The organism is Kosakonia sp. H02 (assembly GCA_030704225.1).
GTDB lineage: Bacteria > Pseudomonadota > Gammaproteobacteria > Enterobacterales > Enterobacteriaceae > Kosakonia.
This window is the reverse complement of record CP131915.1, coordinates 4,332,817-4,355,208: the sequence shown is the minus strand read 5'-3', so window position 1 is coordinate 4,355,208 and position 22,392 is coordinate 4,332,817. Positions and strand designations below refer to the sequence as shown.

General features: G+C 55.3%; 15 protein-coding genes. 9 read left to right on the top strand and 6 right to left on the bottom strand.

The window, feature by feature from the left end; all coding sequences use genetic code 11:
* Positions 1-23 precede the first annotated feature (23 nt).
* The 6 genes from tssA to Q5705_20490 all read right to left on the bottom strand — a co-directional run bounded on the left by tssA (position 24) and on the right by Q5705_20490 (position 8,428).
* The gene (gene tssA, locus Q5705_20515; protein ID WLI76918.1) at positions 24-1,601 is read right to left on the bottom strand and encodes a type VI secretion system protein TssA; all 1,578 of its coding nucleotides are present in this window, start codon (positions 1,599-1,601) and stop codon (positions 24-26) included.
* On the bottom strand, positions 1,601-5,002 hold the full coding sequence (locus tag Q5705_20510; GenBank protein ID WLI76917.1) for an ImcF-related family protein: 3,402 nt from the start codon (positions 5,000-5,002) through the stop codon (positions 1,601-1,603). The genes tssA and Q5705_20510 overlap by 1 nt, the downstream gene beginning before the upstream one ends.
* Positions 4,986-6,146 carry a type VI secretion protein gene (locus tag Q5705_20505; protein WLI76916.1) on the bottom strand — a complete coding sequence of 387 codons (1,161 nt, stop codon included), beginning with the start codon at positions 6,144-6,146 and terminating at the stop codon, positions 4,986-4,988. Before Q5705_20505 ends, Q5705_20510 begins: the two co-directional genes overlap by 17 nt.
* 3 nt (positions 6,147-6,149) lie before the next feature.
* Positions 6,150-6,416, bottom strand: coding sequence for a PAAR domain-containing protein (locus Q5705_20500; protein WLI76915.1), 267 nt, complete (start codon positions 6,414-6,416; stop codon positions 6,150-6,152).
* 339 nt (positions 6,417-6,755) lie between these two features.
* On the bottom strand, positions 6,756-7,433 hold the full coding sequence (locus Q5705_20495; GenBank protein ID WLI76914.1) for a DUF2931 family protein: 678 nt from the start codon (positions 7,431-7,433) through the stop codon (positions 6,756-6,758).
* A gap of 14 nt (positions 7,434-7,447) precedes the next feature.
* Positions 7,448-8,428 (bottom strand): DUF2931 family protein, encoded by a 981-nt coding sequence (locus Q5705_20490; protein WLI76913.1) that lies wholly within the window; start codon positions 8,426-8,428, stop codon positions 7,448-7,450.
* A 461-nt stretch (positions 8,429-8,889) separates the two neighbouring features.
* On the opposite strand from Q5705_20490, the gene tssB reads away from it, so the two are divergent.
* The 9 genes from tssB (at position 8,890) to Q5705_20445 (ending at position 22,285) form a co-directional block, all read left to right on the top strand.
* Positions 8,890-9,408 (top strand): type VI secretion system contractile sheath small subunit, encoded by a 519-nt coding sequence (tssB, locus tag Q5705_20485; protein ID WLI76912.1) that lies wholly within the window; start codon positions 8,890-8,892, stop codon positions 9,406-9,408.
* 32 nt (positions 9,409-9,440) lie between these two features.
* A complete protein-coding gene (tssC, locus tag Q5705_20480; GenBank protein WLI76911.1) occupies positions 9,441-10,988 on the top strand; it encodes a type VI secretion system contractile sheath large subunit in 1,548 nt (515 codons plus the stop codon).
* Positions 10,989-11,003: 15 nt separating this feature from the next.
* Positions 11,004-12,341, top strand: a complete 1,338-nt coding sequence (gene tssK, locus Q5705_20475; GenBank protein WLI76910.1) for a type VI secretion system baseplate subunit TssK — start codon at positions 11,004-11,006, stop codon at positions 12,339-12,341.
* Positions 12,338-12,991, top strand: a complete 654-nt coding sequence (gene tssL, locus Q5705_20470) for a type VI secretion system protein TssL, short form (GenBank protein WLI76909.1) — start codon at positions 12,338-12,340, stop codon at positions 12,989-12,991. The genes tssK and tssL overlap by 4 nt, the downstream gene beginning before the upstream one ends.
* 2 nt (positions 12,992-12,993) lie before the next feature.
* Complete coding sequence (locus Q5705_20465; protein ID WLI76908.1) at positions 12,994-14,730, top strand: OmpA family protein; 1,737 nt, start codon at positions 12,994-12,996, stop codon at positions 14,728-14,730.
* Positions 14,731-14,734: 4 nt separating this feature from the next.
* Positions 14,735-15,226 (top strand): type VI secretion system effector Hcp, encoded by a 492-nt coding sequence (gene hcp, locus Q5705_20460; GenBank protein WLI76907.1) that lies wholly within the window; start codon positions 14,735-14,737, stop codon positions 15,224-15,226.
* A 173-nt stretch (positions 15,227-15,399) separates the two neighbouring features.
* Complete coding sequence (tssH, locus tag Q5705_20455) at positions 15,400-18,051, top strand: type VI secretion system ATPase TssH (protein ID WLI79071.1); 2,652 nt, start codon at positions 15,400-15,402, stop codon at positions 18,049-18,051.
* Positions 18,048-20,606, top strand: coding sequence for a type VI secretion system tip protein VgrG (gene vgrG, locus Q5705_20450; protein WLI76906.1), 2,559 nt, complete (start codon positions 18,048-18,050; stop codon positions 20,604-20,606). Before tssH ends, vgrG begins: the two co-directional genes overlap by 4 nt.
* Positions 20,603-22,285: a DUF2235 domain-containing protein gene (locus tag Q5705_20445; GenBank protein ID WLI76905.1), complete on the top strand. Its 1,683-nt coding sequence runs from the start codon at positions 20,603-20,605 to the stop codon at positions 22,283-22,285. The genes vgrG and Q5705_20445 overlap by 4 nt, the downstream gene beginning before the upstream one ends.
* Positions 22,286-22,392 lie beyond the last annotated feature (107 nt).

The window sequence follows — 22,392 nt, the reverse complement described above, 5'->3', positions numbered from 1 at the left end:
ATCGTTGTCAGTTCCCTTCAGGATTAGCCGCACAGCACGGCTGCGCGGGCAGGATCGACCGCTACAAGCCCGGCCAGCAGGCGTTCCATTTCGGGTTGCAGACGGGTCTTATCGCTCTCACTGCGCCCGGCTTTCATGCGCAGCAATTTCAGACGGCGGGCCTTAATCTCAAACAGCAGTTCCGGCTCCCACAGCGGCAGGGTGAGCCGGGAGGCATGCTCGTCCAGTTCACAGAGCAGGTGAAGCGCCAGTTCATTTTTACTCGTCTGTTCGGCCACCCGTGCCATCAACAGGCGCTGCAACCAGCAGCTACGCGGTGAATGGATGCCCGGACGGTTCTGGATCCACGTCAGCGCAGCATCTACCCCCTCACTGTCTGCAAGCTGTAGGGCTTCCGGCTCCAGCGCCAGGATGTCATTGTCTTCGTAGACGGCAGTTACAGTCTCTTCCTGCCAGCGATCACCGTTATTCATGACCTGCTGACGGATCCAGTTCAGCGTCACCTCGTCGGCAAACGGCGTTCCATCATTAAAGGCCAGGGTCTCAAGCCCGGGAAGGCGTGAGAGCAACCCGTTCAGATCGTTCTGGATAATGGTTGCCAGTATGTCGCGCCCGGATTTCAGCAGCGCCTGGTGGGTATACCATTGCAAGTCCAGCCACAGATGATTGGCTCCGCGCGTATACATGCCGTCACCCTGCTCCAGCAACTCCAGCCAGCTTTGCTGCAAATATAACCGCTTCAACAACGCCCGCTGATCCGGTTTCGGCGGCTCAATGCGGGTTCTGCCGTCCGCCGACAACGGCGGCAATTGCTGAAGGGTGTCGTGGCGAATACTTTTCATCAGATGGTGGCCGGACAGCCAGCCGTCGGGCTGATCGCGCAGGTATTTTGCGAGTACTCGCGCCTGCGAAAGCAAGTCCTGACCCGATGTAATGCCGCTCAGCACAGGGGCACTGTTGCCGGTCGCGGGGGGCGGAGCGTCCGCCACGTTCTGCGGCACAATCGCATCGACACCACCGGCTTTCATCAGACGGGACTCCAGAGCCTGATACAGCGCCCCCAGCGCCGGACGAGAGGACGCATCCCCGAAGGTCTGTTCCGTAAGCCACAGCGCGCCGGCGATACGCAGAGCGTCTTCTTTCGCCACCTCCGGGTGCAGGGACAGGCTGTCAAGCATTCGGGAACTGCACAACCATTCAAGGGCTGCCTGTCGGCTGCGGTCACGCTGCGGATGCAGGTCCGGGCCAAAACGCTGCAACAACCCGGCCAGCAATTCCAGCCCGTCAGCCAGGCCGCTTTCTCCGTCGCGCTGTAGGCGGGCCCAGATATAGTAAGTGACCACCCGGATATCTTTCGCTGTGGTGGTCAGCAGCTTTTCTGCCAGTGTGCAGACGAGGCCGGTATCCGCGCCGGAGAGTTTATTGACCTCCTCGCGCATCTGCTGGAAATCATCGTCATATCCGGGGTCATCCCCGACCGGATTATCCCCGGTAACGGGCATGAGCCAGTTGTCCCAGAGGGCAATACGGCTCTGTGTCTGCTTACTTAGCGCTTCCGGTCCGGTCTGGCAGGCGTTAAGCAGAGTGTGGAGTGTTGCCATTAGTCAACTCCTTCAATGGCGTCGGGGGGTTGCAGGAAATCAGCGTCGGCGGGTGGCGGGAGCAGAGGGGCATTCACGCTGAAAATTGTCTCCGGCAGGGAGAAGTTACGCAGCGCGAGCAGCGCCAGAGGCCCCTCACCGGCTTCGCTACGCAGGGTGTAGTGAAGCTCGCGTCCATCCGGCGCTTCCCAGCGCAGGCTCCAGCTACTGGTCGTGCCTGGATACGCCTCACGTTTAGCCCTGTCCAGCAGGCGGATAAAGCCCCAGTTGCCGGGCAGGTCAGCATACTGTCGGGTACCGGCCTGCGTACTTATCCAGCGTAAGCTGGCTCCCGGCGCTTCCGTGTCGGCAGGCCAGGTGAAACGCGTCCAGACGGGCATCTGGTTAACGTAAACCAGCTTCTTGCTATCAATAATCAGGTCGGTCTGCATGACGCCCGCCGCAGTTCCAGGGCGCAGGTCAAAGTGCAGACCCGCTTCACCATTGGGGAACGCCACGTCGGCTATCTGACTCAGGGTGTTAATGGCTTTCAGAAATGCCGGATTGAACGTCAGCCCCTGGGCGTTAATGCTGTCCGGTACCCAGCGACTGCCTTCCCGGTGCAGCACACCGTTCAGACTGGATTGCAGGAAGCGGGTGATGCGCCCGGAGTCAGTGTTAAGGTATTTTGCCAGCAGTGGGAGCGAGGCATCGCTGCTGACATCGTTAAACGGATAACGGCCTGAAAATGCACTGTTCCAGTCATCCACGACGGCAGTACGCCACCGGGCATTGAGGCTGTCTGCTGCGGGATTCAGTACCTGCTGCCAGGCCTGCTCCATTGGACGGACAAACACCGTCTGCCCGAATCCGCTCCACTCCTGACCGAGCCCGGCTGCCATCAGGCTGCCATAGTCCCGGGTAGCGGTTAAATCCACGGCCTTGCCCTGAAACACGGTTTGCGCCAGCGTCCGGGTCATGGCCTGGGGGTCCGGAGCGTTGGTGACCTGTTGCAGGCGCAGGCGAACCTGGGTTACGCGGGTCAGGAAGGTTTGCAGGCTCAGCGCTGCGCTGCTGCCGGTCTGATTATCCATCAAGGCCAGTACGGGGCCGAAGGTGGCATCGAGCGGCCCGTGCGCAACAGCCCCCTGGTCAATCGCCGGTTGCCTGTCATGGGCAAGCAGATTTTTCGCCGATTTGACCAGTGAGTCGGTCATTGCCTCACCTGTCTGACCCGTGCGCCCCTGGACGTTCAGCGTGTTCATCAGCGCAACCAGGGGGGACTGACGCACGTCGGCCATCAGGGTCAATTGATCAATGGCATCGGTCAGTGTTTCCGCTTTTCGAAGCCGCAGGCTGTTAAGGAAATCAAGCCAGGCTCCGCTGAAGTCTGCAAAATAGCGCGCCATCAGGCGCTGTTTCACCGCCTCCGGTGAGGCCTGCGGCGGCGATGCCCGGGAGCCGTCTGTCAGGACCCAGTCCATCTCTTCGCGCTTCCCTTTTGCTACCTGTTCAATGGCCGGTTGAACGGCATCTTCCCACGCCTGGCGGGTAAACATCCCTGGTACTGTCTCATCAGTGGAGAACAACTGGTTCGCATCCGTATCACCGGTCATGTCCGCCAGGCGCATGTCGGCGAACTGGTGCGCGACCTGTGCGAGCATTTTCTGGTACAGGGTGGAATCGCTGTTCTGAACGCCCATCTGGCGGACCAGCAGAGTACGGCTCTGGCTGATGAGCCCGTCATCGGGCGACAGTCGCCACTGCGGATATGCAACGGACTGCGCGGCATAAAATGACAGCAGTGCCGGGCCATTAACCTGCCAGAAAGCCTCCGCCACGCCGGTACGCCGGGGCCACTCGCGCATCAGCGTGCTGCTGAACCAGACGGCGTCCATGCGCTTCGGATGCGCCAGCATCAGGTACAGCTTGAGCTGGTCATACGCCATTTTTGCCTTCCGGCTGCGCTGCGGGCTGTCCGGCGGTAACTTCACAAACGTTCCCAGTTGTTGCTGAAGATGCTCAGCGGCGGCATCACGCAGAAGGGGTAAAGCACTTTCCCCGTAACGGGGCAGCACAGCCGCCAGCAGGTCTGCGTTCTGGTTCATCCCGGCATGCAGATACCAGGGAGTGCCGTGCGCTTCGCGATACTGCAACCGGGCGAGGGTTTTCTGCAACGTTGCCAGCGCGTACAGGCATCCGGACAGCGATGTCTTGCTGTCCTGTGCCTGCCGGACCTGTTCCTGTGCCCCGGCAACCAGGCTGCGGTTACCAAAGAAAGCGACAATCATCCCCGCGAACCACAGCGCCATTAACGCCGCGATAGTGACCGACAGCGCCCGATACCAGTTGAATCCCGGTCTGCGCGGACACAGCCCGGCGGGCAGTGTCTTCATCGAATCAGGCAGCACGTTCCAGCGGTTATCCATGCCCCAGTGGTGCTTCACGGTACGTGCGCCACCGGAGGTTGCCGAACTAAAAACCACGCCTGCCAGCGGCAGCGGCCGGTACGGATTCAGTAGTGCGGACAGCGGCCCGCTGACAGCAGGCAAGTCATGAGTGAGTCTTTCGGCAAGCGACAACAGAAAGTGGTGCTCCGGCGCGGCACATACCTGTTGTATCCCTTGCTCTACCAGCCCCGGGATCAGTGCCTGAAGCTGTGTGTTCAATGTATCCGGCCGGCATTCTGACGGCAGCAGACATCCCACCGGTTGGGTGATACGCCCGGCACTGCCTTCGACCGGAGCCTTCAATGACCAGACGAAAAGAGGCAGCCGCCAGCCAAGACATTCATAGCGTGCACTGATGGCACGGGAAAGGCTGTCCAGCGCATCGTCCGTCAGAGAGGCGGCTTTATCCCCGCTCAGGGATCCGGTCACCCAGATAAGCGCATCAGCCGGGCGGTGGCGCAGACGACGCAGCGCCGTAAACCAGGCCTGATCCTCCGGCTGTGCCGGATCACCGCCCCAGAGCAGCAGGGTTCCCTGATCTTCCTGCCAGAGTTGCTCAGTGAGTCCAGGTGTCAGTTGTTCTACGTCCGGAATACGTCCGGTGACCAGCAGAATGCGAATATTACGGGACCAAAGTCGGCCATACTGATGGCGCAGCACCTGGCGAATGTCAGTAACGATAACGTTATGCGGCGGTGTCTGTACCAGCCGGAATTCATCCTCTGGTAAGCCATTGTCCTGACGTACCTTGCGGCGGTGGGCCAGCTCCTGCATATATTTTTTGATGGCAGACAGATAGCGGATAAACGCCAGCCCAAGGCAGATAACACCCAGCGCAAGGATTTGCTCGCTGCGGGTCTCGATCCCTACCCGGGCGCCGTAGCGGACAATCAGCCACCAGAACACGGTCACGCCAGCAAGTACGATCCCGACTAGACCAAGGCGGCCAAACAGATTAACCGATGTGTTCATCTTCATTCCCTGCGGTGACGGTACTGATAAAGCGCTCTTCCCCGGAGGAGAACAACGTCAGAAGGGAGGTGTTGTTATGCAGAGCGACCAGATCGGCCGCCAGTGCCGTCAGCAGCCAGGCAGCTGCGGGTCCCGGGATACCGCACCATCGTTCCAGCATATTACGTTCAGCAGGCTCCCAGGCTGCATCATGGGCGCGCCCGATGGTCATCAGCTGCGCGGCCACTTCTTCCCAGTTGCGACTGTCGCCCAGCACACACGTTGTGCGGCAGGCCACCGTCTGGGTGTCGAGGAATAGCGTAAAATCCTCGTCGAACGTATCCATATTGAGCGGCATCGGGCGCAGCAGGCGGGCAGCGTGCGGCAGCCGGTATTTTTGTGCCACGTCATCGCTGGTCAGTAACAGCGCGGCCAGTCCGTCAGAATATGTTTCCCCTCCACGCAGTTGCATGACCAGCAGCAAATCCACTGTCAGAACTGACTGCTTCAGACGTTCTTCTACCAGGCTCATGGAAAAGGCGCGAGTAATGGCAATATCTTCTGGTACAGCACGTTGTGGAAACAAAGATATCCATGCTGCGGAAAAAGATTCAGTTAACCCGTCCATCGGCAAATCCGTGAGTAGCGTGACTTTTAACCGGAGATTCGAAGGAAGCTGACGCAGGGCATCGTTTATCCCTTTAAGCAGAACCTCCACAGCGCTGTATGCCGGGGAGATAGTGTCAGGCAGATAGTTTATTTTTCTGATGAGACCATACTGCTGCGGGAAATTATCGTGCAGGTATGCAACTGTTATTTTATCGGGTAAAAAAATGCAACTAGCGGGGATCGCTAAATACCGCTCAGCCCAGGCCTCCCATTTTTTCTGAGCAAACTCAATCTCTTTCTTCATAAATTCATGCTTATCAACTTCCTTTCCCCAAAACCAACCACGAAGACAGCAAAATAATAACCATGTTCCGAACGGTGACAAGGAAACCCACCAGATATTAAACTTAGACACTACTTTCACTATGCCGGAAGTATGGAACATGAATAATGCTATTCCAGCAATCGCCATAAATACGCCGCATACAGCCCAGCGAATCAAGGATGGTTCTGGTGATAACTCTGTTATTACGACTTTCGTTCTTTTCCAGCCCATGACTTATCCTACTGAACACGCTGGTGTACTGGAGATCACCTGACATCCGCACTGACATTTACAGCCGTCGACAACAATGGCCCTACCGTCAGACGACCATTCCGTTGAGCCTTCAATTATAGTGTTGGTACCGTGACCATCCTTCGGACAGCTCACCTTATCTCCCACCAAAGCGACTTTTTTACCGTTAACAACCATGGTGGATGACGCGGAAATAACAGCACCACCATGTGTGGTTTTATCACCAAGTAAAACGAAGCCTTTAGACATGACGCTATTCTTCTTTAAATTAATTAGAAAAAATAATATTAGCGAATAAAAATAAAACATACTAACCTGCGAGTCCCATTACCCATCAAATATAAATCATCACCTACCAACATTCATTTAAATACAGTGACAAGCCACTTATATAAAAAATGGGTGTACTACTATCATTTTTATTGAAACTATTTCTCTAGATTTAGGAATAGTATTCACAGCAAATAACTTAGACTCATCCTTCACATGAACACTACCATCCTTTATAAGAACAGAAATTCCCCATGGTAAATATAAAACTCACTATGCAGTTATTTATTTAATGCATCCCTTATTTCAGGGTGAATATCACCAACTGCCGTAGGGGTAGATTTTATCTTTGATAAAATTCCTGATGTCCTGATCGTACCCGTATGTAAAATCACTGTTGGTCACCCCCCGGCACATCCTCATCTGCTCACCGGACACGGTGGTTATCTCTGCATCCGTCTGGGGCACCACCGGGTCGCCAAGATTATCCAGCCAGACACTGACCCTACCGCCGGGAGCCAGCCCGATAATCATCGTATCGCGGTAATATTTCTCATCCGGACGGTAACTGTCCGTATACAGTGTCACCATCTGCTCCCGGGTGCCCTGCCTGAAGATCACCAGCGTTTCGTAGCTCTTTTTATCAATGACCGAGTCCCAGCAGAACCGCAGCATCAACGGCAGCGCCCTGCCCTTGTTGTAATAGGATTGTGTCACGCCCAGATGGTCATTCCAGCGTCCCACGCTGACCATGCTCGGCCTTGTGGCATCAATATACTGATAGGTGGTTTTGTATCCCTCCGCGTCCACCATCAGCGCCCGGGTGGCCAGCGCCGGCAGCGCCCGGGGATAGATAAACAGGAACTTCCATTCGGCGTAGGGCAGTTTTTTATAGCCCCACGCCGTCGTGCCGCCGGCTGACGGGGACTGTCCTGCGGTACAGCCGCCCAGGACCAGGCAGGTAAAAATCATCAGTGCTTTCCGGTATCCGTACATGTTCCCGCTCCCTGTCACCAGCTGCCGTAGGGGTAGGTTTTATCTTTGATAAAATCAGGTGTATCCCCATAGTAAACATAGCCATCAGGATATTTGGTCACTCCCCTGCACATCCTCATCTGCTCCCCGGACACGGTGGTTATCTCTGCGTCCGTCTGGGGCACCACTGCATTGCCCCGGTCCCCCAGCCAGATACTGACCTTACCGCCGGGAGCCAGCCCGATGATCATGGTTGAACGGTAGTAGGTTTCGTTCCAGCGGTTGTCCGTAAAAGGCGTGACCATCTGCTCCCGCGTCCCCTGCCTGAAGATCACCAGCGTTTCATAACTCTTTTTATCAATGACCGAGTCCCAGCAGAACCGCAGCATCACCGGCAGCGCCCTGCCCTTGTTGTAATAAGCCTGCACGCCTCCCAGATGGTCATTCCAGCGTCCCACGCTGACCATGCTCGGCTCGGTGTTATCAATGTACTGATAGGTGGTTTTGTATCCCTCCGCGTCCACCATCAGCGCCCGGGTGGCCAGCGCCGGCAGCGCCCGGGGATAGATAAACAGGAACTTCCATTCGGCGTAGGGCAGTTTTTTATAGCCCCACGCCGTCGTGCCGCCGGCTGACGGGGACTGCCCAGCGGTACAGCCGCCCAGGATCAGGCAGGTATAAGTTTTATCTTTGATAAAATTCCTGATGTCCTGATCGTACCCGTATGTAAAATCACTGTTGGTCACCCCCCGGCACATCCTCATCTGCTCCCCGGACACGGTGGTTATCTCTGCATCCGTCTGGGGCACCACCGGGTCGCCAAGATTATCCAGCCAGACACTGACCCTACCGCCGGGAGCCAGCCCGATAATCATCGTATCGCGGTAATATTTCTCATCCGGACGGTAACTGTCCGTATACAGTGTCACCATCTGCTCCCGGGTGCCCTGCCTGAAGATCACCAGCGTTTCGTAGCTCTTTTTATCAATGACCGAGTCCCAGCAGAACCGCAACATCAACCTTAAAAAACAATGCCGGTCACCTTAAGTGACCGGCATTACCCTGCGGGGAGCTTTTTGTAGGGATAAATTTCAGATTCTTCATTGGGTTTTCTGTTTGCATATATTCCCTTGGTAAATTATTTGCCTATCCCTGAGTTAATTTGAATTTGCCCTGGATATTTTATAGCTTTCATCAATAAATGTCATTTTATTATAGCTAAGGGATATTGTTATAGAAGTATTTCGTATTTTTTTATTTTGTGTTTTCGTTATTTGTTTGATAAATAATTTCTGGTTAAATTTCTGGTTTTATTGAAGGGGTTTCTTAATAAATAAAAAGAATTTTCTTAGGATTTTTCTTTTTATTTATTGGTGGGTTGTATGAGTGTGGTGTTTTTGTATGTCCGTACCTAATATTGCGCGAAAATAAATGCGGTATTAAACGCGCGCACAGGGATAAACAGAGGAAAACTCATATGGCCGACAGTTTCCAGAGCGAAGTGCCCAAGGCACGTATTAATCTAAAGCTTGACTTGCATACGGGCGGGGCGAGTAAGAAAACGGAATTACCACTGAAACTATTAATAGCGGGTGATTTCAGTAATGGGCAGGAAACAGCACCGTTATCTGAACGTGAAAAAACAAGCATTAACAAAAATAACTTCGACAGCGTTCTTTCCGAATATTCCCCAAAAGTTAACCTCACCGTTAAAAATACGCTTGCCGATGATGGTAGCGAAAATGCTGTCAGCCTGACATTTAAGAACATGAAGGACTTTTCGCCGGAGCAGGTAGCCCGGCAGATCCCCCAACTGAAAGCCATGCTCGCTATGCGCAATCTGCTCCGTGATCTGAAGGCCAATCTGCTGGATAACCAGACGTTCCGTAAAGAGCTGGAAAAAATCCTGCTCGACCCGGCGCTGAGTGCGGAACTGCGCATCGAACTGTCTGCGCTGGCATCAGCACAACCTGCCATGACACCGGAACAGCCGTAACGGTCGCAACTTTTTAACGGATTAACCAAGGAATGTTCATGTCTGTACAAAATGAAAAGAGTTCTGGTGGCGAAAGCGTGACGCTGGAACGTCCGGCTACAGAGGGTGTGTACGCCTCTCTGTTTGAGAAAATCAACCTGAATCCTGTGGCCGGGCTGAGCGCACTGGATATCTGGCAGGATGCGCAGGCGATGTCTGATGCGACTGCCGACGAACGACTGACTGCCGGCATGCAGGTATTTCTGGAGTGCCTGTCGAAATCAGGCGCGAAAATCGAAAAACTGGACAGAAACCTGATAGACCATCATATCGCCGAGCTGGACTTCCAGATCAGCCGTCAGCTGGATGCAGTGATGCATCATGAAGAATTTCAGTCCGTTGAATCTCTGTGGCAGGGTGTTAAGTCGCTGATCGATAAAACTGATTTTCGCCAGAACGTGAAAATCGAACTGCTGGATATGTCCAAAAATGACCTGCGTCAGGACTTTGAAGACGTACCGGAGGTCATCCAGAGTGGTCTGTATAAACACACATACATTGATGAATACGATACCCCGGGTGGAGAGCCTGTTGCCGCTCTGATTTCTGCTTATGAATTTGATGCATCCGCTCAGGATGTGGCGCTGCTGCGCAATATTTCAAAAGTCTCTGCTGCCGCTCATATGCCGTTTATCGGCTCCGCAGGCCCCAAATTCTTCCTCAAGGAGTCGATGGAAGACGTCGCCGCGATTAAAGATATTGGCAACTACTTTGACCGGGCGGAATACATCAAGTGGAAATCCTTTCGTGAGACAGATGACAGCCGCTATATCGGGCTAGTCATGCCGCGCGTGCTGGGACGTCTTCCGTATGGCCCCGATACTGTGCCGGTACGCAGTTTCAACTACGTTGAAGAGGTTAAAGGCCCTGACCATGATAAGTACCTGTGGACCAATGCCTCTTTCGCCTTTGCGGCGAATATGGTGCGCAGTTTTATCAACAATGGCTGGTGCGTGCAGATCCGCGGGCCGCAGGCCGGTGGTGCGGTGCAGGATCTGCCTATTCATCTGTATGACCTGGGCACCGGTAATCAGGTGAAGATCCCTTCAGAAGTGATGATCCCGGAAACCCGCGAATTTGAATTTGCTAATCTCGGTTTCATCCCGTTGTCCTACTATAAAAACCGCGATTATGCCTGCTTCTTCTCGGCAAACTCGACACAGAAACCAGCCCTGTACGACACCGCAGATGCAACGGCCAACAGCCGTATCAACGCCCGTCTGCCGTACATCTTCCTGTTGTCGCGTATCGCACACTACCTGAAGTTGATTCAGCGTGAAAATATCGGTACCACCAAAGATCGCCGCGTGCTGGAGCTGGAGCTGAACACCTGGATCCGCGGCCTGGTTACGGAAATGACCGATCCGGGCGACGAATTGCAGGCATCTCACCCGCTGCGCGATGCAAAAGTGCTGGTGGAAGATATCGACGACAATCCGGGCTTCTTCCGGGTCAAGCTTTACGCTATCCCGCATTTCCAGGTGGAAGGCATGGACGTAAACCTGTCTCTCGTTTCTCAGATGCCCAAAGCAAAAGCGTAACGCGGAGCATCAGGGATGAAAATCTTTCGCCCGTTATGGGAAGACGGGGCCTTTCTGGCCCCGCAACAGTTTCAGCAACAGGCTATATGGGATACCCATATCACGGATATCGTTGCTCGTATGGGGCTGGCTCATCCGTGGGGGGTGATAGCCGCTGAATTTGACGATGGTCTGCTGGCACTCTCTCGTCTCAACGCGACCCGTCTGATTGTTCGCTTTCCTGACGGCACGCTCATTGATACCGATCTGTCTGACAATTTGCCCCCGGTCTGTGATTTATCGCCTGTTTCTGACAGGGCCTCCGTGGACATTGTGCTGGCCCTGCCGCTGCTCAGTGCGAATGGCGGCAATCTCGATGACGGCAGTGACAGTGAGCGGCCTCGTCGCTGGAAAGCCGAGCGGGTCACCGTACAGGAGTTGGCGGGACATGAGCGTAGCGAACTGGCCGTACTGCGCCACACCCTGACGTTGCGGCTGGCGCACCAGGAGAACGCCGCGTACCTGACTTGCCCGGTCACCCGACTGATCCGTGATGCACAGGGGCAGTGGCGGCGTGACAGCACCTTTATCCCGCCTTTACTCGCCCTGTCAGCCTGCCCGGAATTGGTGTCCGGCCTGGCTGATTTGCAGCATCGCCTACAGGCCCGGCGGCTGCGGCTGATGGCTATGCGCCGTGAAAGCAATGCGCGGCTTGCGGATTTCGCCGTCGCCGATGTGTCGTTGTTCTGGCTGCTTAATGCCCTGAACAGTGCAGAGCCGGTGCTGGCCGAGTTGTTTGACGTACCGGAACGCCATCCGGAACTGGTTTATCGCGAACTCGCAAGGCTTGCCGGTAGCCTGCTGACCTTCTCGCTCGAACACGATACGCGTGACATTCCGCCGTACCGTCACGATATGCCGGAACAGGTCTTTCCGCCGCTGCTCTCCCTATTGGACAAACTGCTGGAAGCCAGCTTGCCGTCCAGAGTGGTCTCTATTGAACTGAAACAGGATGGCGTGATGTGGAAAGGCGCGCTGCACGATGCCCGCCTGCGGGAAGGGGCCGATTTCTGGCTCTCGGTGCGCTCCTCCATGCCGGCACATGAGCTACAGACGAAGTTTCCGCAACTGTGCAAGGCCGGGAGCCCGGATGACGTCTCAGAGGTGATCAACGTGGCACTAAGCGGCATGGTTATCCGGCCGGTTGCCCATGTCCCGGCGGCTATTCCGCTGCGCCTGGAAAACCAGTATTTCGCGCTGGATTTAAGCAGCAGTGCTGCCCGGGCCATGCTGGATGCGGGCAGTTGCACCTTCTACACGCCAGCCTCGCTGGGTGATGTGAAACTGGAACTCTTTGCGGTACTGCGCACATGAAACACCCTGAAATAAGCCAGGCAGAACAGATTTTTTACCCCGGCTGGCTGATGGTAAGCCAGTTGCGCTGTGGTCAGGAGGTACAGGATGGACAGGCCTTGTACCGCCGGGCACGCAAGCTGGTCATGCAAGCCCGTGAACAACTGGCTGAAGCGGGCTTCAGCCAGGCGGGTAGCGACACCATGCTGTATGCCTTCTGCGCCCTGCTGGACGAAAGTGTCCTGAACCGCGGGAAAAAGGATGATGGCTGGCGAACCTGGCAGAAAGATCCATTGCAGGCGCATTTTTTCGCCACGCTCAACGCTGGCGAAGAACTCTGGGAACGTATTCGCGACCAACTGAAATCTCCGGCACCGGATACAGCGGTTCTGATGTGCCTGTACCGCACTGTTCAGCTCGGATTCACCGGCCAGTACCGTACGCAGGATGATGAGCGTCGTGAAGATGTGGTGCGTGCTCTCGGCGAAAGGGTGCCACCCTTTGTGCTCAGCCAGGATGCACCTGTTGTGGTTCGCACTTCCAGTCGACACACCGGGCGTCTGTTGTACTGGTTGTCATGGGGCACGGGGATTGTCGTGCTGACAGTACTCTGGTTTGTGCTCTCGTCCTCGCTGGCAGGCCAGGTTGCACGGATTACAGGGCTGAGATGAGCATGCCTGAACGTTCCCGCCTTCTGCTGACGATACTGGCACTGCTTCTGGCCTTGTGGCTCATTCTTGGTTTCTGGCCGCTTTCGACCACCAGCCGGTGGGGCCTGAGCCTGCTGGTTTTGGTGGCCGGCGGTGGGGGGCTGTGGCATCAGTGGCGTCACCACCATTCACGTCGTGATGCCCTGAGCCGCTTCAGCGCTGACCATCTGCCTCCGGAAGATTTTGCGGGGAGCGTGCTGCTCATGGCCGGTGACGCCGCATCATGGTTCGTCCCCGGCCAGCCGTTCCGGGAAAGCCGTCAGGGCTGGTATTTACAGGTAAAGAACCCGGAGCAGCTTCCGTTACTGGCTGAACAACTGGCGACCCTGCGTCCGGCGCTGTTACCCCAGATGACCGTCATGCTTGCGCTTCTTCCTGAGCAGCATACGTCGGACGAGTCTTTCGGACAGGTGCTGCGTACCTGGCAGCGGGCAATTGTGCTGTGTCGTCCCTGGCTGAACGGCCTGCCGCCGCTGCTGGCTGCCGTGATGGTCTCTGCTCCTTCACAGATTGACACGTCTGAGAATGTCCCCCCTGCGCGATGGTTTACCGTGATGCCTGACTTGCCGGGTGTCCGGGTTCAGCTTCCCGGCCAGGGAGCCCTCCCCGTGACTGACTGGCTGCGGGAGAGCCCGGCGCAAGTGCGTCTCTCCCGTCTCAGTGAAGCCTTCTGGCTGGACGGTGTGCTGAGCTGGTACGACCGCTCCGTGAGTTCAGCGATGAACACCCGCCAGGGGGATCTGCCGGGCCTGCGCCCCGTTGGCGTGGCGCTTTGCCTGACGCCGGTGGCGGCGCACGAAGACAACCTCTGGCAGCAGCATATCGCCAGCCTCACCGCACTACCGCCATCAGCCGCGGCGTGTCAGGACGTACTTCCACTGCCGGATATGTTGCTGGTGGGGCTGTCGCGCCGCCGGGGGCTCAGCCGCAGTATGCAGCGCTGGCGTCAGGCCGGGCTGATAGCGGGGCTTTTTCTGCTGCTGGCGATGCTGGCCTCCTTTATTAATAACCAGCGCCTGGTTCGCAGTGTCGGTGATCATCTGGCGCTCTACCACCGCCAGGATGGGCACCCGCCCGCGTCCAAAACACAGGCACAACAACGTCTGAACGCTGACCGGCGCCTGCTGGATGACTGGCTGCGTCGCGGGACGCCTATGCGCTACGGGCTGGGGCTGTATCAGGGGCAGCGGTTGGCTGCACCGGTCGACGCTGTCCTCAGCGACTGGGCACCGCCATCCCCTTCACGCCCGGTGAGTAAGCGTGTCGTTCAGGAGCCGAAGACGGTGCGTCTCGACAGTATGTCGCTGTTCGATTCTGGTCAGTCCGTGCTCAAAACCGGCTCCACCAGGATGCTGGTCAATTCACTGGTGGGCATCAAAGCGAAACCGGGCTGGCTGGTACTCGTGTCCGGACACACCGATAACACCGGCAACCCGAAGCTGAACCAGTTGCTTTCACTTAAGCGCGCCGAAGCGGTGCGTGACTGGATGCGTGACACCGGCGACGTGCCGGAAAGCTGTTTTGCGGTGCAGGGCTATGGCGAAAGCCGCCCGATCGCAACCAATGACACGCCGGAAGGCCGCGTGCTTAACCGCCGTGTCGAAATCAGCCTGGTACCGCAGGCGTATGCCTGTCCACTACCTGGCGAAATCCCGGCGTCATCGCAGGAAGATGACGCATCACAATTAAATGGAGAGTAATTCCATGGCAATTCCTGTTTATCTTTGGCTGAAAGACGACGGCGGCGCGGACATCAAAGGGTCCGTGGATGTTCAGGATCGTGAAGGCAGCATCGAAGTGGTGGCACAGAAACACAATCTGTACATCCCGACCGATAACAACACCGGCAAGCTGACCGGCACGCGTATCCACACACCATTCCTTTTCACCAAGGAAATCGATTCCTCCAGCCCGTACCTGTACAAGGCGGTGACGACCGGCCAGACCCTGAAGTCAGCGGAATTCAAGTGGTACAAAATCAATGACGCAGGTCAGGAGGTGGAATACTTCAACACCAGGCTTGAAAACGTGAAAGTGGTGAAAGTGCATCCTGTAATGCATGACATCAAAGATCCTTCTTACGAGAAACATAACCACCTCGAGCAGATCGAACTGCGCTACGAAAAAATCACCTGGACCTACAAAGACGGCAACATCATTCATTCCGATTCCTGGAACGAACGCGCCACGGCGTAAACCTGATGCGGACAGGGCCCTGTCCGCAGTTTTCTGAGCGCCTGCCATGCGGGTGTTCAGAAAAACCTCATACAACCGAGAAATCTGACCTGATGCGCTTTGGCTCCTTACCACAAGGAATAGCGATGGGCGGTAGCGTGCCTGATGGTCTCCTGACAGCGAGTTTAAAGAAGATGGAAAACCCGGCAGTCCTCCTGCGTCGTCTCAACCCTTATTGTGCCCGTGCCATGGAAGGAGCGGCTTCCCTGTGTCAGACCCGGGCACATGCGGAAATTCTGCCTGAGCACTGGCTGCTGAAGTTGCTGGAGCAGGGACAAGGTGATTTGACGGTGCTGTCGCGCCGTTATGAATGGGATATGGATTCGCTGTGGCAGGAGATGCTCGGCTGGCTGAATTCACTGCCGCGCTCGGTGCGCAGCCGCCCGCAGCTGTCTGACAATATTCAGGCGCTGATGCAGGAAGCCTGGCTGATGGCATCGCTTGCCGGTGAAGAACAGATCAGAAGCGTCCATCTGCTGATGGCGCTGGTTGATAAGCCAAAACTCGCACGCTGTGACGCCCTGTGGCCATTATTAACACTGGGGCAAAGCCAGCTGGCGCGTCTGCGTCCGTTGCTTGATGCGCAGTCTGACGAACGGCCCGAAGTGCAGCTGGACGCTGAACTGGCGCAGCGTTACAGCAGTGACGTGGATTTGATTGATCGCCCGGCGTGCGCAGATGTTAAAGAAGGGGCATTCAACCCGGCGTTACAGAATGCGCTCGACAAATTCACCCAGGATGTCACCGCTAAAGCACGCGAAGGTCGCATCGATCCGGTCTTTGGCCGCGATAACGAAATCCGCCAGATGGTGGATATTCTTTCAAGACGTCGTAAAAACAACCCGATTCTGGTCGGCGAGCCGGGTGTTGGCAAAACCGCACTGGTTGAAGGTCTGGCCCTGCGCATTCATGAAGGTAACGTACCGGAAAGCCTGAAGCCGGTCAGCCTGCGCACCCTTGATCTCGGCCTGCTACAGGCGGGCGCAGGGGTGAAAGGTGAGTTTGAACAGCGTCTGAAAAACGTCATCGATGCCGTCCAGCAATCCCCCACGCCGGTTCTGCTGTTTATCGACGAGGCGCACACCATCATCGGTGCGGGCAACCAGGCAGGCGGCGCAGATGCGGCGAACCTGCTTAAACCCGCCCTGGCGCGGGGCGAACTGCGTACCATCGCCGCCACCACCTGGAGCGAATACAAACAATACTTCGAGCGCGATGCTGCGCTGGAGCGCCGTTTTCAGCGGGTGTCAGTGGACGAACCGGACGACGATACCGCCTGCCTGATGCTCCGGGGGCTGAAATCCCGCTATGCGCAACATCACGGTGTGCATATCACTGACGAGGCAGTGAAAGCCGCTGTCTCACTTTCCCGCCGTTACCTGACCGGCCGCCAGTTACCGGACAAGGCGGTGGATTTGCTTGATACAGCCAGCGCCCGGGTACGTATGAACCTTGATACCGTACCGGAAGCCATCACCCGCCTGAAAGCACAGCTGACGGCCCTCGGCATGGAAGCGCAGGCGCTGGGTGAAGACACGGCGATCGGTACCAGCCAGCATAACGAACGTCTGAATACGATTGAAACCCTGCGCGGGGAACTTCAGGCTGAACTGGAGAGGCAGGAAGGCCGGGCACGGGTGGAGATGCAGCTTATCCGGCAGTTGATGGACTGCCGCCAGGATAATCGTCGCCAGGCTGACCTTCACGCCCTGCAACAAGAGCTGGATGTTCTGCAACAGGACGGTGCGCTTATCCGGCCGGATGTGGATACCCACACCGTGGCGGAAGTGATTGCCGACTGGACCGGTGTGCCTCTCTCTTCATTAATGAAAGATGAGCAGACCGGGCTGCTTACCCTGGAAAGCGGGCTGGGCAAGCGGGTGGTGGGCCAGGATGCGGCGCTTAGCGCCATTGCGCAGCGCCTGCGGGCATCAAAAACGGGCCTGACGGCAGACAACGCGCCGCAGGGGGTTTTTCTGCTGACCGGGCCCAGCGGGACCGGCAAAACGGAAACTGCACTCGCTCTGGCCGATGCCCTGTACGGCGGCGAGAAGTCTCTCATCACCATTAATCTGACAGAGTATCAGGAGCCACATACCGTTTCGCAACTTAAGGGCTCACCACCGGGATATGTGGGTTACGGGCAGGGCGGTATTCTCACTGAAGCGGTACGTAAGCGTCCTTACAGCGTGGTACTGCTTGATGAGGTGGAGAAGGCCCACCGCGATGTAATGAACCTGTTCTACCAGATCTTCGATCGCGGCTTTATGCGCGACGGCGAAGGGCGTGAAATCGACTTCCGTAACACCGTGATCCTGATGACCTCTAATCTCGGTAGTGACCCGATGATGGATCTGCTGCAAGCGCAGCCGGAAGCCACGGATACAGATTTGCAGGAACACCTGCGCCCGCTGCTGCGTGATCACTTCCAGCCCGCACTGCTGGCACGCTTTCAGACCATCATTTACCGGCCGTTAAGCGAACCGGCTATGCGCACCATTGTGGCCATGAAGCTGGATAAAGTGGCACAGCGTCTGGCTAACCACTACGGCATCCGCACCATCATTGATGAAAGTCTGTATGGTGCGCTCACCGTCGCCTGCCTGTTGCCGGACACCGGGGCACGCAATATCGACAGTCTGCTTAACCAGCAAATACTGCCGGTACTGAGCCAGCAGCTGCTGACACATCTGGCCGCAAAAACGCGCCCGGACTACTTGCATCTGAGCTGGCAAGAAGAGGATGGCATTGTCATGGCGCTGACGACAGAAGGTGCCACCGCATGAGTCTGACAGATACGCTTAAAAATGCCCTTACCGGCGTTCTGAATCGCTACACCCTGACGGTTGCCGACAGTGGGGTGGTTGCCGATGTGGAAGATTTTAAAGGCCATGAGGGTCTGAGCGAGCTTTACCACTACACCATTCGCTTTACCAGCTCTGACCCCGATATTCAGCCCCGGCAGGTTTTGCGCAAAGGCGCCACCTTTACCATGCGAACCCTGCCGGATACTCTGGCGGGCGCGCTTCAGCCGTCGGCCACCATGAAAACGGTTCATGGTACGGTCACCGCATTTCGTCGCCTTAGCGGCTCCCGCGATCAGGTGACCTATGAAATCGTGCTACAGCCTTTTCTGGCGCTGCTGCAACGCCAGTACCGCTCTCACCGTTTTTTCGTGAACAAATCCGTGCCGGATGTGGTGGCGCAGATCCTGACGGAGCACGGACTTAAAGGCTGGGAGTCTGAATTCAGCCTTCAAAAGGTCTACCCGAAACGGGAACAGATTAACCAGTACCAGGAAAGCGATCTGGCGTTCATTCAGCGTCTGCTCGCTGAAGTGGGGATTTTTTACTTCTTCACCCTGCAACCGGATACGCAGACCGAAGTGATCCACTTCGGGGACAACCAGTCGGCGCTGTTATTTGACAAAAAACTGATGATTAACAGCCCGTCCGGTATGAGTGACAGCGGGGCGGATTCAGTCTGGGGTCTGGGTGTGGAGCATAACGTGGTAGAGGCTAACGTCACCACCAAAGACTACAACCACCGCGAAGCACAATATCTGTTGCATTCCGCACCGGCGGACATGACGTACGGCGAGGGTGACGACATAAATTACGGTGAGGTGTATCACTACTTTCCTCGTCATACGCAACTGGGTGATAAATGGGATCCGGGCTCTGAAACAGCCAACTTTTATGCCCGCCTTGATCACGAACGCTTTCTGGCGAACCAGACAACCGTGACCGGGAAAAGCACGGATTCCACTCTCTTTCCGGCGCAGGTGCTGACTATCACCGACACGTTTCCTCCGACGTTACCGGCCTCGTTCCGGGAGCAGATCTTGCTGACGAAGCTCAATTTCACCGGCAGCCGGGAAGTATCGCTACAGGTGAGGTTCACTGGCGTACCGTACTATGAAAGGCTCTGCTGGCGTCCGCCCCTGCTTCCCCGCCCGAAAGTGACCGGCACGATGATGGCCCGCGTGACCAGCGCGAAAGAGGCGGAAATCTACGCCTGGCAGGACGACGCCGGGCATTACCGGGTGAAATTTGATGCGGATACAGATGAAAAAAGCCAGGGCCAGGAGAGCATGCCAGTGCGTCTGGCCAAACCCTACGGCGGAGATGCCTACGGTTTTCACTTTCCGCTTATCCAGGGTACCGAAGTGGCGATTGCCTTCCACGAAGGTGACCCGGACCGGCCCTATATAGCCCATGCCCTGCATGACTCACGTCATGTTGATCATGTGACGGAAAAGAACAGCACCCGGAACGTGATAAGAACCGCAGGGCTGAACAAACTGCGGATGGAAGACAAACGTGGCGAAGAGCATATCAAGCTCAGCACGGAGTATGGCGGCAAGACGCAGTTGAATTTAGGCCACAATGTCGATGCCGCAAGAAAATTGCGGGGCGAAGGGGCTGAGCTGAGAACGGATGACTGGATAAGTATCCGCGGTGGTAAAGGCGTCTTTATTAGTGCTGATCTTCAACCTGATGCAAAAGAGCAGATGATTGAGATGGGTGATGCCATCCGGCAACTTGAGCAGGCGTTAACGTTGGCCAGAAGTATGGCAAAGGCAGCAATCTCAGCGAAAACAACCGAAGGCGATGTGCTTAGTCAACAGCGGTTAAGCGCCTCGTTGAGCGATCTCACCGCGCCGGGAATGTTATTGCATGCGCCTGAGGGGATTGGCATGGTCAGTGCCAGGGCACTGCGTATCGCCTCGGGAAGTGAAAGTGTAGGAATTATGTCGGGAGATAACACTGATATCAGCACGGGTCAGTCGTTCACCGTTGCGGCAGGCGGGTCTGTTAGCTTGCTTGCGAATGGCCAGGGTATGCAAATGGTGGCGGCAAAAGGTCTAATGACTGTGCAGGCGCAGAGTGACGCTTTATCAGTCAGCGCTCAAAAAGACATTAATATTCAAAGCGCTGAAGGAAAAGTAACTGTCTCTGCCAGCCAGGAACTCGTCCTCACCTGTGGCGGAGCCTGGATCAAACTGAGCGGGGGGAATATCGAACTGGGTTGTCCGGGAAATATCCTGCTGAAAGGTACCAATGTGCAAAAGCTGGGCGCAGCCAGTCTGGATATAGCGCCTGTTGAAATGCCATCTGGGTTTGGGGGCGGATTTATCCTGACCGATGAGGCAGGAAAACCACAGCCGTCAACGCCTTATCGGATAACAACAGCAGAAGGTGAAGTATTGCAGGGCGTGACGGATAATAATGGCAAAACAGCTCTGATAAATACGTCATTTCCCTCATCGCTAAATATTGAATTCGGTAACGTTAAAGCCAGTACTCCAGTTGGGAAAAACAGTGGAGGTGCGGAATGATAAAATACCAGGCTAATGATGTCGCAAACGGCACTCATAAAACCAGTATTCATCAGGAACTGAAAACGGTTATCGCAAAAAAAAGACCGGTGCGCGGTGTAACATTAACCATCGGGCTATTTTTCGACGGTACGGGGAATAACAGAGAAAACACTGCATTCCGGTTACTACAATTCAATGGCTGTAGCGCTTTCCATCAGGGGATAAACCAAAACGATGCGCAAAGCTGCGAAGCTTTTTACAAAGAAATTAGCCAGGACAATACTTCGAATGGCAGCTATCGCGGATATTATTCGAATATTCACTGGTTGAATATACTCTATTTACCAACTCAGGCTCTATCAGATAACCAAACATCAGCTCAAATCAAAACTTATATTTCCGGGATCGGTACGGCGGCAGGGAAAGCAGATTCGAACATTGGTATGGGGTTGGGTACAAGTGTTCTGGATAGGTATGAAGGGGTAGTGACAAAAACTGATGAGGCGATAACAGGTATAGCAAACGTAATAGCAGAATTTATGGGGTTTAATACGAACCCAGATTTCTGTATCGCAAAAATTCAGTTTGATATTTTTGGTTTTAGCCGCGGTGCCGCTGCCGCAAGGCACTTTGCCAATCGCGTCATGGAGCAAGACCCAGCCATTGCAGACGCTATTCTTGACGGGTTGCGCGGCGATTTTTATGACGGGAAACCATCGGGTGAAGTCAGGTTTATTGGCCTTTTCGACACCGTGGCGGCTATCGGGGGCATCGACAACTTCTTCGATGTTCATGGACGCAGTAATCCGCAGGTGAATCTGGAGTTGCGACCTTCTGTCGCGAAGAAGGTCTTTCAGATAACAGCCATGAATGAATACCGTTATAACTTCAGCCTGAATAGCATTAGAGACATGTGGCCTGAGCTGGCATTGCCTGGTGCACATTCAGATATTGGCGGAGGTTATAACCCACCCGGTTCACCATTGCAGGAAAATGAAAGCCAGTTTCTGAGTTGCCCCCAGTTCGAAATAGTGAGTGACGATACCAGAGAAACGGATACTCAGGTGTATCGTAACGCGGAGAAAGACAGAGAAATATTGGGTTCTCTTCCGTCATTAAAATACCTATTACCGCACGGAAAATTAACGACTAAAGTGCGTTCTGTTGGTGTAAAAAATAATAACCAGCGCCGGGCTGGAATTATTCAAAAGCAAGTGGGGGCCGCAGTCTTTTTTGAGCGAATGGCCATCCCGAATAACTGGGCCAACGTCAGTTTGCGCGTAATGCTGGATGCGGCTCAGGAGGCCGGGGTTTTTTTTGAGCCTATACGCCAAACCAATACAGAATTACAACTTCCAACTGAGTTAATTATTCTGTCTGACAAAGCAATTGCACAAGGAAAGGCGGTGCGTCTGGGGCAGGAATATCAACCCTTTACCGACGTGGAATTAAACCTTATTGGTAAATATACCCATTGCTCAGCCCACTGGAATATTGAGTCGGATCGTAATGTATGGGTTGATCCTAAAACAGGAGAAGTATTTATCCAACGCTTTGGCCCGAAAGAAGATAAAGCCTTTCTCTTCCCACATAAGCCTAACGACCACTGGATACGTTCTGTATGGTACATGGACGACCAGCAGCGGATACAGGATAGCGCGGTAGAAAACAGTGACGTTGCGATATCCGACCATTAATGCACAGGCTGGAAAATATCTATGCATAAAAAGTTTCTTACTGCGCTTTTATTCGTGTCAGTGACCAGTTGCACCACAGGGAATTCCCCGTCAGCCGACGGCACGAC